16 protein-coding genes are annotated in these 13238 nt (G+C 48.2%); all 16 read left to right on the top strand.

Translation table 11 applies throughout. The annotated features are described in order from the left end of the window. Positions 1 to 17: 17 nt before the first annotated feature. The 16 genes from AC14M5_RS06800 to AC14M5_RS06725 all read left to right on the top strand — a co-directional run bounded on the left by AC14M5_RS06800 (position 18) and on the right by AC14M5_RS06725 (position 13235). Positions 18 to 428 (top strand): VOC family protein, encoded by a 411-nt coding sequence (locus AC14M5_RS06800; protein ID WP_484028889.1) that lies wholly within the window; start codon positions 18 to 20, stop codon positions 426 to 428. A gap of 97 nt (positions 429 to 525) precedes the next feature. Then, on the top strand, positions 526 to 903 hold the full coding sequence (locus AC14M5_RS06795; protein WP_484028888.1) for a hypothetical protein: 378 nt from the start codon (positions 526 to 528) through the stop codon (positions 901 to 903). A 52-nt stretch (positions 904 to 955) separates the two neighbouring features. After that, on the top strand, positions 956 to 2032 hold the full coding sequence (locus tag AC14M5_RS06790) for a winged helix DNA-binding domain-containing protein (protein ID WP_484028887.1): 1077 nt from the start codon (positions 956 to 958) through the stop codon (positions 2030 to 2032). 180 nt (positions 2033 to 2212) lie between these two features. After that, positions 2213 to 2560, top strand: coding sequence for an STAS domain-containing protein (locus tag AC14M5_RS06785; protein WP_484028886.1), 348 nt, complete (start codon positions 2213 to 2215; stop codon positions 2558 to 2560). 64 nt (positions 2561 to 2624) lie between these two features. Then, positions 2625 to 3176 carry an MOSC domain-containing protein gene (locus tag AC14M5_RS06780; RefSeq protein WP_484028885.1) on the top strand — a complete coding sequence of 184 codons (552 nt, stop codon included), beginning with the start codon at positions 2625 to 2627 and terminating at the stop codon, positions 3174 to 3176. 1 nt (position 3177) lies between these two features. Further along, complete coding sequence (locus AC14M5_RS06775) at positions 3178 to 3642, top strand: SAM-dependent methyltransferase (RefSeq protein WP_484028884.1); 465 nt, start codon at positions 3178 to 3180, stop codon at positions 3640 to 3642. A gap of 84 nt (positions 3643 to 3726) precedes the next feature. After that, a complete protein-coding gene (locus tag AC14M5_RS06770) occupies positions 3727 to 4494 on the top strand; it encodes an intradiol ring-cleavage dioxygenase (protein WP_484028883.1) in 768 nt (255 codons plus the stop codon). A gap of 403 nt (positions 4495 to 4897) precedes the next feature. After that, the gene (locus tag AC14M5_RS06765) at positions 4898 to 5398 is read left to right on the top strand and encodes a hypothetical protein (protein WP_484028882.1); all 501 of its coding nucleotides are present in this window, start codon (positions 4898 to 4900) and stop codon (positions 5396 to 5398) included. Between the two features lie 7 nt (positions 5399 to 5405). Beyond that, positions 5406 to 6497 carry an alcohol dehydrogenase catalytic domain-containing protein gene (locus tag AC14M5_RS06760; protein ID WP_484028881.1) on the top strand — a complete coding sequence of 364 codons (1092 nt, stop codon included), beginning with the start codon at positions 5406 to 5408 and terminating at the stop codon, positions 6495 to 6497. 18 nt (positions 6498 to 6515) lie between these two features. Then, positions 6516 to 7247 (top strand): hypothetical protein, encoded by a 732-nt coding sequence (locus tag AC14M5_RS06755; protein WP_484028880.1) that lies wholly within the window; start codon positions 6516 to 6518, stop codon positions 7245 to 7247. Next, on the top strand, positions 7244 to 7504 hold the full coding sequence (locus AC14M5_RS06750; RefSeq protein WP_484028879.1) for a cytochrome b5-like heme/steroid binding domain-containing protein: 261 nt from the start codon (positions 7244 to 7246) through the stop codon (positions 7502 to 7504). Before AC14M5_RS06755 ends, AC14M5_RS06750 begins: the two co-directional genes overlap by 4 nt. 36 nt (positions 7505 to 7540) lie before the next feature. Next, positions 7541 to 9259, top strand: a complete 1719-nt coding sequence (locus AC14M5_RS06745; protein WP_484028878.1) for a glycoside hydrolase family 13 protein — start codon at positions 7541 to 7543, stop codon at positions 9257 to 9259. Between the two features lie 194 nt (positions 9260 to 9453). Next, a complete protein-coding gene (locus tag AC14M5_RS06740) occupies positions 9454 to 10074 on the top strand; it encodes a DUF402 domain-containing protein (RefSeq protein WP_484028877.1) in 621 nt (206 codons plus the stop codon). Positions 10075 to 10096: 22 nt separating this feature from the next. Further along, positions 10097 to 10420: a hypothetical protein gene (locus AC14M5_RS06735; RefSeq protein WP_484028876.1), complete on the top strand. Its 324-nt coding sequence runs from the start codon at positions 10097 to 10099 to the stop codon at positions 10418 to 10420. 46 nt (positions 10421 to 10466) lie between these two features. Beyond that, positions 10467 to 11240: a formate dehydrogenase accessory sulfurtransferase FdhD gene (gene fdhD, locus AC14M5_RS06730; protein ID WP_484028875.1), complete on the top strand. Its 774-nt coding sequence runs from the start codon at positions 10467 to 10469 to the stop codon at positions 11238 to 11240. 186 nt (positions 11241 to 11426) lie between these two features. Beyond that, on the top strand, positions 11427 to 13235 hold the full coding sequence (locus AC14M5_RS06725) for an NADH-ubiquinone oxidoreductase-F iron-sulfur binding region domain-containing protein (protein ID WP_484028874.1): 1809 nt from the start codon (positions 11427 to 11429) through the stop codon (positions 13233 to 13235). The last annotated feature ends 3 nt before the right edge of the window (positions 13236 to 13238 follow it).

The raw sequence follows: 13238 nt of genomic DNA, 5'->3' as shown, positions 1-13238 counted from the left end.
AAGGGAGTTAAATACCTATGAATACAAACCGTTCCATGCCACCCAGCGTAGTGATCCCAGAACTTCCCTACTCCGATGTACGCGAGGCCGTTAAATGGCTTTGCAGAGCCTTTGGATTCGTAGAACGATTGAAGATCGCGGATCACCGCGCCCAACTTGTCTTCGGCGAAGGCTCGATCATTGTCACCAGGCAGGGCAATATTTCACGTGCTTCCTCTGTGCTGGTACGAGTAGCAGATGTTGACAGTCATTATGAAAGGGCTAAGCAATCTGGCGCCAGGATAATCAGCCCGCCAGCCGACTATCCTTATGGAGAACGCCAATATACTGTAGATGATCTCGGCGGCCACCACTGGACATTCTCCCAAACCTTTGCGGATGTCGACCCAAGTACTTGGGGCGGCACGTTAACTGAAGATAATAACTGAGTGGAATAGGTGAAGTCTCCCCCGCCATTGAATCTCATCAAAGATTATGCTACATTAATACAAGTTTTTACCACCACTTACAGGTATGGAGGCTAATATGGCAGCAAACTTATTGAAGACCAGCACAAACGCACATTCACCGTTGGATGGTTCAGGGGAAGAGAACCAAAAACCCAAAGTCAGCGACTTCTTGACTACTCAATCTCTTTCAAATTTTTCGGCGATGAACGGTGCAATATCCGCCGCCCGGCTGGGGCCTCAGAAATTATCACCGGTGCTCTCATCGATCTGGGTCCCCTATATTTTCGCTTTTGCTTTCGGCCTGGTTTCCATTTTGATATCGCTCGACGGTCTTACAAAGGATGGGAAAGCCAATAGAGGAAACCTTGCGAGCGCGATCTTCATTGCCCTGGTCAATGCGCTTGTTCTCGCGAGTGCGGTTGTTGGGGCGGTTAGTGTAACAAGCGCAGGATAATATTGTCTCTCAATGGAAATCACAAGATGTTATTACGATATACTCACCTATCATGAACAATCGTCACATTGCCCATCTGCGGCTTCGTAATCAGGGACTCTCTGAAGTCAGATTTACAAATCCTAACGACGCCGTTACGCACTTTGGAGCAGTCCAATCGCAGGATTATGCGGGGGCGAAATGGGCCTTGGGTCAGCGAATAAAGGACGCTACAGAGATCACGATAGACCAAGCCTTCAATGAAGGAAAGATCCTTCGCACGCATGTCATGCGGCCCACCTGGCATTTTGTCACACCCGCTGATATCCGCTGGATGTTAACGCTGACTGCGCCACGTATTAATGCGCTTAGTGCCTATTATTATCGTCAAGTCGAACTGGATAATGCGACTTTCAGGCGCAGTAACGCAGTGCTGACAAAAGCATTACAAGGCGGGAAACAACTCACTCGTACAGAGCTTGCCTCGATGCTGAAGCAGAAGGGTATTGTCAGCGATGACCTATTGCGGTTCACTTATCTAATCATCCATGCCGAATTGGATGGGATCATTTGCAGTGGCGCGCGGCGCGGCAAGCAATTCACCTACGCCCTGCTGGATGAACGTGTGCCTAATACCAGGGCTTTGGAGCATGATGAAGCATTGGCAGAACTTGCCAAAAGATATTTTACATGTCACGGGCCAGCCACGCTAAAAGATTATGTATGGTGGTCGGGGTTGTCGGTGCAGGATGCCAGGCAGGGACTCGACTCGATAAAATCCCAACTCGTCAGCCAGGTTGAAAACGGACAAACTTATTGGCTTACAGACTCTGTGCCCACAAAAATCACGTCTCCAAAAGCGCACCTGCTGCCAGATTATGACGAATACACAGTTGGTTATACAGATCGCAGCGTCATATTCGATGCGTCACACACAAATAAATTGGACGCGCGAGGAAGTGTACTTGCTCAATATGTGATCGAGCTGGATGGTCGCATCGCAGGGACATGGAAGCGAATAATTAAGAAAGGTGAAGTTGTTATTGAATTAGCACCTTTCAGTGCCCTGACGAAATCCGAAAAACAGGCCATTGCCAATGCGGCAGAGCGCTATGGCAAATTCCTGGGTTTACCAGTTCAATTGGCATAAGCATAGCTTTGCGATGGCATCTTATTTTTGCAGGGCTTATTCGCGTCATTCGCGCATTCGTACAATTTGCTTTAAGAGATTGCTGGCGTTGTAAAGAATGGCTGGTTTTCCCGACACCTCATTTATTTTGGGTTATCATTGCCAGCACCGTCAACTTTATTTTAGTAATGGAGGCTGAACATGGCTCTCGTACAAATCTCACAAGCAAAGGGACGAGTTCCCGTTACTGTTTTCCACCTTCAGGATCGAGTCAATTTAGGAAACGCCATGGAATTGGAAAAAGCCGCAAAGGAAGCCTTCGAGGGCGGCGTACGCGATATGGTCATTGACCTAAGCCAGAGTCCTTCCATTACGAGCGCTGGCATCCGTTCACTGGTGGTGATCTACAAGATGTTCTCCACGGATGGTACGAAACACGTCAAGCTGGCGGGGGCATCGCCATATATCCGCGAGGTGTTCGAGATTGCTGGTATCACCCAGCAAGTTGAAGTCTACAACACGGTGGATGAAGCTGTGGCTGGGTTCTAATGAAAACATGATCTCCTGTCTACAGATGGGAGGTTTTTTACAAATATGCTTATGAAGAGAGATTATGGTAAAACATTTAACAACCAACGAACTGGAAGCAGGGTTGGAAAATATTCGCCAGTCGCCGAGGGATAACGGCGTACTAGACATGATCGTACGCAGACCTCAGACTGAAGAAAGAGAAGTATTGAGCGAAGGCAGGCTTGACTTGCTTGAAGGGCTGGAAGGCGATAATTGGAAAGCTCGTGGAAGTTCAAGCATGCCAGACAACTCCGCAAACCCTCAAATGCAGATCAACATCATGAACTCGCGCGTGATCGCCCTGCTGGCACAGGAAAGAGGTCGCTGGCAGTTGGCGGGCGACCAGTTATTTGTTGACATGGATCTGAGCACCAAAAACCTGCCCGTTGGCACAAAATTATCGGTTGGCGAAGCCATCCTTGAAGTGATGCCTGTGCCTCACGCAGGTTGTAAAAAATTTACAAAGCGCTTTGGGTTGGAAGCCATGAAATTTGTCAACTCGCCTTTGGGAAAAGAACTTCACCTGCGCGGGATCAACACAAAAGTGATACAGCCCGGGGTCATTCGAACGGGCGACTCTGTGAAGAAGATTTAATATGATCACGCTCTCGCCCATAGCAACGGTTAAGAATACTCGCAAAGAAGTGGAAGATGATAATTGGGGTGAGATTATCTCCATCATCGAACTTGAAACCACATTCAGCGAAGAAGCGCTATTCCAAATTGAAAGTTTTTCACACGCAGAAGTTTATTTTTATTTTCATCTGGTTGAAGAGTCGAAGATCAAAACGGGCGCAAGGCATCCCCGCAATAATAAGTATTGGCCCAAAGTTGGCATCTTTGCACAGCGCGGCAAGAATCGGCCCAACCGCCTGGGCGCAACGATTTGCAAGATCATCAAGCGTGAGGGACGCCAACTCTTCGTGCAGGGATTGGATGCGATTGACGGCACACCCGTGCTGGATGTCAAACCTGTGATGAAGGAATTTTTACCGCGCGAGGAAGTTCGTCAGCCCGCGTGGGCAACCGAGCTAATGAAGAATTACTGGGGAACAGAATAAAATCATCATAATATCAACGTAATTTTCTCATCTTTCCATTAATATTGATGTATAAACTGAATCAACTTTAGAAAGGAGAGAAAAATGGATAACGATGACAAGCAGGTAGGGCAAATCTTGAATCGCAGGGACGTACTCAAAATTCTGAGTCTCGGTAGTGCGGCCAGTATTTTGGCGGCCTGTGCGCCAGAAGTCGCAGAAACTTTATCCCCGACAAGCTCACCCATAACCGCTCCATCCTCAACACAAATTGCAGCGACAACATCAGGCAACACGGCAATTCCCGCATGTGTTGTACGCCCCGAGTTGACTGAAGGCCCGTACTTCGTGGATGAAATGCTAAACCGTTCCGACATCCGCGAAGAACCATCAGATGGTTCCATAGTTCAGGGCGCTCAACTTGACCTTGTCTTCAACGTCACACAGATCGGCGCAAATGGATGCACGCCGCTTCCGAATGCACAAGTAGACGTCTGGCATTGTGACGCAAATGGCGTCTATTCGGATGTTCAAAATGCAGTGGGCAAAAAATTCCTGCGCGGCTATCAGATCACGGATGCAAACGGCCTGGCTCAATTTGTCACCATTTACCCGGGCTGGTACCCGGGCCGCGCGGTTCACATTCATTTTAAGATAAGAGTTGGCAAGTATGAGTTCACATCCCAATTATTTTTCGACGATGCATTCACAGACCAGGTCTATTTGCAGGAGCCATACGCCCAAAGAGGCGAACGCAACCCACGTAATACAGGAGACAACATTTACAACAATGGCGGAAGCCAGTTGACACTCAACGTCACGCCGAATGAAACGGGTTACATAACCACGTTTGATATTGGTATACAAATATAAACATTTTTATCCGCTAATCCTCGCGAAGTTATTAAAAATTAGTGTAGATTAGCTATGATTAGCGGATTCTTTTTTGCAAACGTTCTCCTGATTACTCGGGAGAATTTTATTTCTCCTTATCTGCCAAAAGGAGAGTTCATGAAAGCCATTCGAGCGCGAAAAGGCGCTGGGTTATAATGTGAAAAAACCTAAAGGTCGCAAAAAGAATCGGAGGAGAAGCAGCTATCCCGTAGGAGTGAGGCGGATCATTTTGCCATGCAGGCAGTAAAGTCAAGAGTCGGCGTCGCGACAGGAAAAAAAACCATCTTCAACCATCAATTCATCGAGAAGTTCTTGAAAACAAAATTTAAGATTGCAACTTGAGCATCTTGCGGAAAATTATCAACTATTGAAAGGGACAACCATGTTAAAAGAAACCATTGAACTGGAAAATATGCGCCAACGAATCACCGCCTTCGATTGGGAAGCAATCGACCTAGCCGACAAACTCGGGGGCGAAAGACCGAGTGCAAAAGACAAAAAGTTAGTGGAGCAGCGCACTGCTCCATTGAAAGAAGAATTAAAGAAACTATTGGTTGAGCTTGGTGAGCTGATCGCCAGAAGCCCCAAAGAGGCTATCGTTGAATGGGTCAACTGGCATAAGAGTGTGTTGGAAGAAATTATCAAGAACGAGCCTGAAGGGACCGCAAACACGCGTTTGTTGATGGCGCGCTCTGTGTTGGATGGATGGGAAAAGGTATTAAAAGGCGAACAGGATTACGTCCGCATTAATAAATATTTCCTGAAGGATTATGTGGACAAGGCTGAACAAACCTTCCCACAAGACAGGGCGGCGTTGAGAACTGAAATTGACATGAAACTCGAAGAGCCTAAGAAAAAGAGTTCGTGGAAGTTTTGGGGATGAAAACCAAATGAAAGCCATTCGCTTTATTGGCATAAAACAACCTTTAGAAATGCAGGAAATCCCAACCCCTGAGATCGGCGAACGGGATGTTTTGGTTAAAGTAAAAGCTGCGGGGATCTGTCACTCCGATGCACATTATCGCGCGGGCATTTCTCCGGTTCGGCCTGTGCCGCTCACGTTAGGCCACGAGGTTGCTGGTGTTGTCGAAAAAATTGGCGTGCAGGTTACAAACAGGAAGGTCGGTGATCGAGTCTGTTTGCATTACAACATCACTTGTGGAGATTGTTATCATTGCTCCACGGGCAACGACCAGTTTTGCGAAAAAGTTTTAATGCTCGGCCATTACACAAACGGCGGATATGCGGAATATATTTCCGTGCCTGCGCGTAATGCCATTCACCTGCCTGATGAAATCCCATTTGAGCAAGGCGCAACACTCATGTGCGCCTCCGCCACTGCATTTCATGCGCTGCGAAAAAGCAGATTGAAAGGCGGCGAGCGAGTTGCCATCTTTGGCGTGGGCGGGCTGGGGCAATCTGCTGCGCAGCTTGCAAAAGCCTTCGGCGCAATTGAAGTATACGCGGTGGACATCAACGAAGACAAACTTAATCTCGCAAGACAATACGGTGCAATCCCCGTCAACAACAAAAAAGTGGATGCCGTAGCCGAGATCAAAAAACTCACCCAAGGCAAAGGCGTAGATGTTGCCATTGAAATGATCGGGTTGCAGCAAACCATGAAGCAGGCCATTCAAGTCGCGGGTGTGATGGCGCGCGTGGTGATCGTGGGTCTATCCAACCAGCCGCTTGAGATAGATACCTACAACGAACTTCTTGGCAATGAAGTGGAGATCATCGGCTCGAACGATCACCACTTGCAGGAGCTTCCCTTGCTGGTTGAACTGGCGCGCAAAAAAGTTTTGGACACTTCGCACATCGTCACAAAAACTGTCCCGCTGAATGCTGATGTGGTCAACCAGGTATTGGACGATCTGGAAAAATTCAGCAGCGACGTTCGCACCGTCATTGTGCCCGCCCCAACCAACCCGACGTCTGATCGCGCTTCGACAGTGCTCAGCACAGGTGCTTCAAAGATATAATCCTCCCGAAAGGTTTTTATGACCGACACAACTCCCACCATCAAACTCAACTCAAAACGAATCCTGTTCTTCCTGCTTGCCACCGTAGCAATCCTGGTCGGCTTGAGCATCTATGGGCAAAAGATCAGGTTCTTTGGCGTCGGCGACATCCGCGGCCCCTGGCATGAATTCCTGCTTGACCTGTTGATGCGGGCATTTTATCTCGACGTGGAGGCGAATATCCCGACCTACGTCAACGCTCTCTTGCTATTCATTCCTGCGCTTCTGCTTGCTTTGATCGGTGCATGGAAAAAATCCATCAACGACAAATTTAGGTTTCACTGGATCGGCCTGTCATTGATCTTTCTCTTCCTTTCCTTCGATGAAGCTGCCGCGCTGCATGAAAGCCTGATCAAACCCATGCGTGCCATTGCAGGGGCAGAGAGCTTTTTCTATTTTGCATGGGTCATCCCGGGTATGATCGCAGTTGCAGTCTTTGGAATTTTATATCTGATCTTCTTCCTGCACCTGGACAGAAAGTTTAAAATTCTTTTCCTGGTTTCGCTCGCGGTCTACATTGGCGGCGTGGTCGGCGGCGAAATGGTCAGCGGCTATTACGCTTCGAACCTCGGCCTAAAGAATTTCACCTACGCCACAGTTGCCAGCCTTGAAGAATCGGTGGAATTCATCGGCGCATCCTTAATCATTTATTCGCTTTTGAAATATATTGAACACTACCTGCTCGAAGGGATCACATTCAAAGCGTTATGATCCCAGACCGTATTGTTTCGCTCACCGAACTCAAACGCAATACCGGCGAACGCGGCACACGTAAATTTATCGCTTTCAGCGGCATCGTTTATGATGTAACGGAGTGCCCAAAATGGCGGCTGGATATGCACGAATGGCTGCACTTCCCCGGGCAAGACCTCACCAGCGAACTGCCCGAAGCGCCGCACAAAGAGGAAGTCTTCAAGCACGACTGCGTTAAAATCATCGGAAAATTGGAGACCAACGCGCTGTCCTGAGCCTGTCGAAGGATCGCCTGATGTTGGAAAAAAATTATGACAAAACTTAAATGGTGGCAGACTGCAGTTTTTTATCAAATTTATCCGCGCTCGTTTGCCGATGGCAATGGCGACGGCATTGGTGATTTCAAAGGCGCAACTGAAAAGCTGGATTACCTGGCATCCCTCGGCGTGGATGCGATCTGGCTCTCGCCGCACTTCCCCTCTCCCAACTGGGATTGCGGCTACGACATTTCTGATTACTGTAACGTTGCTCCCGAATACGGCACATTGGATGATTTCAAAGCCTTCCTGAGCGAATCTCACAAACGAAACATCCGCGTCATTCTGGACCTGGTGCTGAATCACAGCTCCGATGAGCATCCGTGGTTCGTTGAGTCAAGATCCAGCCGCGATAATCCCAAAGCGGATTGGTACGTCTGGGTGGATACGCCTCCGAACAACTGGCAATCCTGTTTCGACGGCGATGCGTGGACTTACTCAGCAGAACGCAAACAATATTATTATCACTACTTCATGAAGCAGCAGCCGGACTTGAACTGGCATAATCCCGCAGTCAAGCAGGCTATGTGGGATGCTGTCCGCTTCTGGCTGGATATGGGCGTGGATGGCTTTCGATTGGACGCCATTGGCACGATCTATGAAAACCCAAATCTCACGCCGCATACTGTCCCTATGAATTTGGCTGAATTACGCCGCTTTACTGACCTTGCCAAAACACCCAAGGAACTTGAGCTCAAGGAAAAATATTGGGATGAGATGTTCAAGCATCAATGGTCGCAACCTGGCGTGCATGATCTAATGAAGGAACTACGCGCCATTCTCGATCAATATGATGGGGACCGTATGCTGGTCGGCGAAGATGACAACATTGATTATATGGGCAATGGCAAAGATGAACTTCATCTGGTATTCAACTTTCCTTTGATGAGAACGGACAAGCTTACGCCTGAACACATTCGCAAGAATCAGAAAGAAAGATCGAAGAGATTAGATAGCCTGCCCGCTGAAAAAGGCTGGCCCTGCAATACCTTGGGTAATCATGACACTTCAAGAATTTACACGAGATATGGAAATAAATTACATGGGCCAGAACTGGCGCGTTTGCATGCTGCGCTCGTATTAACTTTGAAAGGCACACCCTTCCTTTACAACGGCGAAGAGATCGGCATGACTGACTACATGCTGACAGATATTTCGCAAGTAAAAGACACTATGGGATCGTGGTATTACCATGCCATCGTTACAGACATGGGCGTGCATCCCGAAGAAGCCATGATCCGCACCGCTGAAATGACACGTGACAAAAACCGTACGCCCATGCAATGGTCACATAGCCCGAATGGCGGCTTCTCTCCCGCAGATGTGAACACCTGGCTGCCCGTCAACCCGAATTACAAAGATGGGATCAATGTTTTAGACCAGGATAAAAACCCAAGCTCGCTCCTGCATTATTACAAACACCTTTTGCGAATCCGCAAGGAGTCCCCTGCATTGAAGGGCGAGTATATTCCTCTACAAGGCACTGCAAAAGATTATTTCGCCTTCCTGCGCAAATCCAACGAGCAGACGGCGCTGGTAGTATTGAACTTCTCTGAAAACTCACTTGAGATAGATTTTTCCACTGCAAAGGAAATCAAGAACGCAAGGCTGAAATCCATCTTTTCGAGCGCCGAAAGACGGACTGGCGAAATCATACCAATGTTCAAGGTCAGTCCATTTGAAGTATTCATAGCGGAAGTAATTCGTGAATAAAGTAATCGCAAAGCCAAAAATATTCGCCACCCTGTGTAGGCGCATCTTCCGCGATGCAGACCCGCAGTATTTCCCCTCTGCCGAGTATCGCGGAAGGACTCTCCGCTTTTGCACAGACGCCTGTCTCGGGGCGTTCCTGGCAGACCCAGATATATTTTGCAAGGTACATCGAAATTCGGAGAAAATAAAAACATATGTGGAAACCAGGTGATGTCATTACATGGAGGGAGATTTACAGGGAACGTGTATGGAATGCCATATCAATGGTTGTAGTAAAAGACACGCCGCAGGAAATTGTCATTGCGACTCTCCCAGGTGCAGAACGTATGATTGAAGAGCATTACCCGATGGGCAAGAATAACGGAAAACGCCGCTGGGATTTCAAGTTAAATAACTGGAAGCTCGAAAAGTTTCCCTGGCACACCACTCGGACGTTACAGATTCTTGAACCCGACAAATTTTTCTCGACCATTTATTTTTGGGATCATGCCAGCAGTAAATTTCTGTGTTACTACATCAACTTCCAGCTTCCTTATGTAAGAAACGATCAAATCCTTGACACCCTCGATCTCGATTTGGACATCGTCATCAAGCCTGATTTTTCATTTGAATGGAAAGACTTGGATGACTATCAAAAAGCAAGAGAAGCTGGTTTGATTCTGCCGGAGTGGATCCATAAAATTGAAACCGCAAAAGTTGAAATCCTTGATAGCCTTGAGAGGCGCAAGTATCCACTGGATGGCACCTGGTTGAACTGGCAGCCAGACCCTAATTGGGCAACTCCCAAACTGCCAGCAAACTGGGAAGAAATTTAGATAACGAAAAGAGGCTATAAACTTGAAAAACGCGATCCCAGCTATTGTCACTTCCATTCTCCTATTTATATTCAGCGTCATATGGGCCTTCTTTTTGCTGATAGCTCTGAATGGCTTTTCAGAATCAGCGGGGACGCGGGCGCTCATTGTATATGCCATTTGGGCGATACTTACCATTCTGCTCTTCAGCGCAGGCAGTGGATTCGGTGTGCGGTTTATCGCGTCCAAAATGGAATCGGTCAAGCCGTGGATTATTATCATTCTTGTAATAGTAGCGTGCTCGGTTTTAGGCAGTATCGGCGTTGCGCTTGGCAGTTTCGTCACTTTACTGGTTGCAGGTTTGTAATTTGGATATGTTTATCCCTTCACGTTTATCGGTATCTGGAGCGAAAATGATACTTCCACGAAAAGCAATTCAATATGAAAGATATGAATTCCAAAAATGGGGTCACCACGAGGCCGAGACCATCGTTGAGACTCCCGTTTCGTTGACTGTGAACGGCCAGGTATGGATCACTTTCATGTGTACGCCTGTCGATTTGGAGGCATTATCTGTGGGGTTTCTCTATAACGAGGGCATCATCAACAGCATGGATGAAGTTGAGGACGTCCGCGTGTGCGAGCATGGTGACAATGTGGATGTGTGGCTGAATCACGATGCGGAGCAGCCGACCAATTGGCGCAGAACATCTGGCTGTACAGGCGGCGTGACGGCTGTTGACCTGCTCGCGAAGCCGAATGTCAATTTCGGAGAGAACAGGCTCAGGGTACAGCCTGAGGCGATACTAGGTTTAGTCGAAAAGTTGTTTGAGTCACAAAAGTTATATCGTGATACGGGCGGCGTGCATACATCCGCTTTGAGCGACGGCGAAACGGTTTTAGTCGCGGCGGATGATATTGGCAGACACAACACGCTGGATAAGATCGCAGGATTGTGTTTGATGAAAAATATCTGGCCTGAAAATCGCATCCTGATCACAACGGGACGCATCAGTTCGGAGATGCTGCAAAAAGCCGCACAGCTTAACGCGCCAATTTTGATCTCGCGCACCTCCCCATCGTCGCTTTCGATTGAAATGGCAGAGCGATATGGAATTACGTTGATCGGTTACGCAAGGAAACATCGCTTCAATGTATATTCAAATGCCGAGAGAGTTGGTTTATAGCAGCCAATTCCAACAAAAATAGCCGCACTAAGTGCGGCTATTTTTGTTACTACATTTACCTGTGAATTCCTTCGTGAAATAAAAGGACGAACGTCCTTCCAAAGGATGAAGAATGGGACTAACAAGGGCCCGCCAACCAAGCGATAATAAATATGAGTAATTGGATGGCATTCATGGTGAGGCCCGATGACCAATAAAAACATACGATACAAACCTGCTGACCCTGAAATTGAAAAGCTGGCGCAGCAGCACGGCGGCACGCGCGAAGCGACGCTCGAAGTTCTCAAAGACTTAAATGCGGGTAATAAATTAAATCAAAGGACCATCACCGAAGCGGCTCGCGCTTTACACCTCCCCGCTCATGCGGCGTATGGCATGGCAACCTTTTATTCGATGTTGTCACTTGAAGAACGCAAAAAAGTATTGCGTGTGTGCGATGGGCCAGTGTGTTGGTTGAAAAGGGCCAGTGAAAAGTTATCAGTGAGCAGTGAACAGTCTCCAATCTCCAGTCTCCAATTGTTAAGTGAGTGGCAGGAAAAAGTTGGCAACGATTTTATGGTAGAGCGCACCTCTTGCCTGGGATTGTGTGACAGAGCACCAGCAGTTTTAGTTGACGATGAACAAGCGGGCCCAGTTGAAGCAAGCGATGCAAAAAAAGTTTGTGAGGGCTGGCGGGGCGTACCCACCGATTATTCGAATCCGCGCAAAGGCGAAGTACGAGTGATGACGGCTTTGATCGGAAAAATTAATCCAGATGAAATTGACTCTGCGCTTGAGCATGGCCTTTACGATGGACTCAAAAACGCGCTTCAATCTGGCCCGACGACTGTTCTGGCGGAAGTGGAATCCTCTGGCTTACAGGGACGCGGCGGCGCTGGCTTTCCCGTTGGACGCAAGTGGCGCTTTGTAGCCAGCGAAAAGCGGACTCCACGTTACATCGTTTGCAATGCGGACGAATCCGAGCCGCTGATCTTCAAGGATAGGGTATTGATCGACACGAATCCGCATCAGCTAGTTGAAGGCATAACGATAGCAGGATACGCTTGCGGTGCGTCTGAAGCGTGGATCTACATCCGCGGGGAATATGAACATCAAGCGCGTCGCTTGGAAAATGCAATTGAACAAGCCAAGGCAAAAAATTTACTTGGTGAAAATATTTTAGGAAGCGGTTTCTCTTTTGAAATCCATGTCCACCGTGGCGCGGGGGCGTATATCTGCGGCGAGGAAACTGCCTTACTCGAATCATTGGAGGGCAAACGCGGCGAACCAAGATTGCGTCCGCCATACCCACCCACTTATGGTTTTCGCGGACAGCCAACCGCAGTTAATAACGTTGAGTCGTTTTGCGCAGTGCCGCATATCATCAAGAACGGCGCAGATTGGTGGCGCAACCTGACAGACGACCCAACGCCCGGCACGAAAGTTTATATGGTGTTGGGGCATGTGAAAAACCCAGGTTTATTCGAAGCTCCATTTGGGTTGACACTGCGCCAAATCATTAACGATTTCGGCGGCGGGATGTTACCCGGCTCCACCTTTAATTTTGCCCTGTGCGGTGGCGCGGCAGGGACAATTGTTCCGCCCGCGTTGATGGACGCGCATATCGACTATAGTTCAGGTCCGCTCAAAGGTGTGACGCGCGATATCAAAGCCATGGAAAAACGCTGGACCCAAGTTATCTCAATGGGCGCGGGCTCATTCCTCATTTGTGATCAAACCGTTTCGCCTGTTGCATTTCTGCGGGAGTTATTGCATTTCTTCGCAGCGGAATCCTGTGGGAAGTGCACACCCTGCCGTGTTGGAACATGGCGCTCGCTTGAAATATTGAACCGCCTCGCAAGTGGAAAAGGCAAGCCTGGAGATACATATGAATTAAGAACCCTGGCTGCGCTCCTGCAAGACTCGTCATTTTGTGGATTAGGGCAAAGCGTGGCGATCCCAATGAAATCAGCGCTGACTCATTTTGGGGCAGAGTTTGCAAAAGCAGAGAATTAAGTT

The organism is Candidatus Villigracilis sp. (assembly GCF_057083605.1).
Note: the sequence above shows the minus strand (reverse complement) of the source record. Positions and strands in the feature narration are given on the sequence as shown.

Bases quoted from the DNA above. Each gene is read 5' to 3' on its own strand.
- AC14M5_RS06800 (WP_484028889.1), top strand. From the start codon at position 18: ATGAATACAAACCGTTCCATGCCACCCAGCGTAGTGATCCCAGAACTT.
- AC14M5_RS06795 (WP_484028888.1), top strand. From the start codon at position 526: ATGGCAGCAAACTTATTGAAGACCAGCACAAACGCACATTCACCGTTG.
- AC14M5_RS06790 (WP_484028887.1), top strand. From the start codon at position 956: ATGAACAATCGTCACATTGCCCATCTGCGGCTTCGTAATCAGGGACTC.
- AC14M5_RS06785 (WP_484028886.1), top strand. From the start codon at position 2,213: ATGGCTCTCGTACAAATCTCACAAGCAAAGGGACGAGTTCCCGTTACT.
- AC14M5_RS06780 (WP_484028885.1), top strand. From the start codon at position 2,625: ATGGTAAAACATTTAACAACCAACGAACTGGAAGCAGGGTTGGAAAAT.
- AC14M5_RS06775 (WP_484028884.1), top strand. From the start codon at position 3,178: ATGATCACGCTCTCGCCCATAGCAACGGTTAAGAATACTCGCAAAGAA.
- AC14M5_RS06770 (WP_484028883.1), top strand. From the start codon at position 3,727: ATGGATAACGATGACAAGCAGGTAGGGCAAATCTTGAATCGCAGGGAC.
- AC14M5_RS06765 (WP_484028882.1), top strand. From the start codon at position 4,898: ATGTTAAAAGAAACCATTGAACTGGAAAATATGCGCCAACGAATCACC.
- AC14M5_RS06760 (WP_484028881.1), top strand. From the start codon at position 5,406: ATGAAAGCCATTCGCTTTATTGGCATAAAACAACCTTTAGAAATGCAG.
- AC14M5_RS06755 (WP_484028880.1), top strand. From the start codon at position 6,516: ATGACCGACACAACTCCCACCATCAAACTCAACTCAAAACGAATCCTG.
- AC14M5_RS06750 (WP_484028879.1), top strand. From the start codon at position 7,244: ATGATCCCAGACCGTATTGTTTCGCTCACCGAACTCAAACGCAATACC.
- AC14M5_RS06745 (WP_484028878.1), top strand. From the start codon at position 7,541: ATGACAAAACTTAAATGGTGGCAGACTGCAGTTTTTTATCAAATTTAT.
- AC14M5_RS06740 (WP_484028877.1), top strand. From the start codon at position 9,454: ATGTGGAAACCAGGTGATGTCATTACATGGAGGGAGATTTACAGGGAA.
- fdhD (WP_484028875.1), top strand. From the start codon at position 10,467: ATGATACTTCCACGAAAAGCAATTCAATATGAAAGATATGAATTCCAA.
- AC14M5_RS06725 (WP_484028874.1), top strand. From the start codon at position 11,427: ATGACCAATAAAAACATACGATACAAACCTGCTGACCCTGAAATTGAA.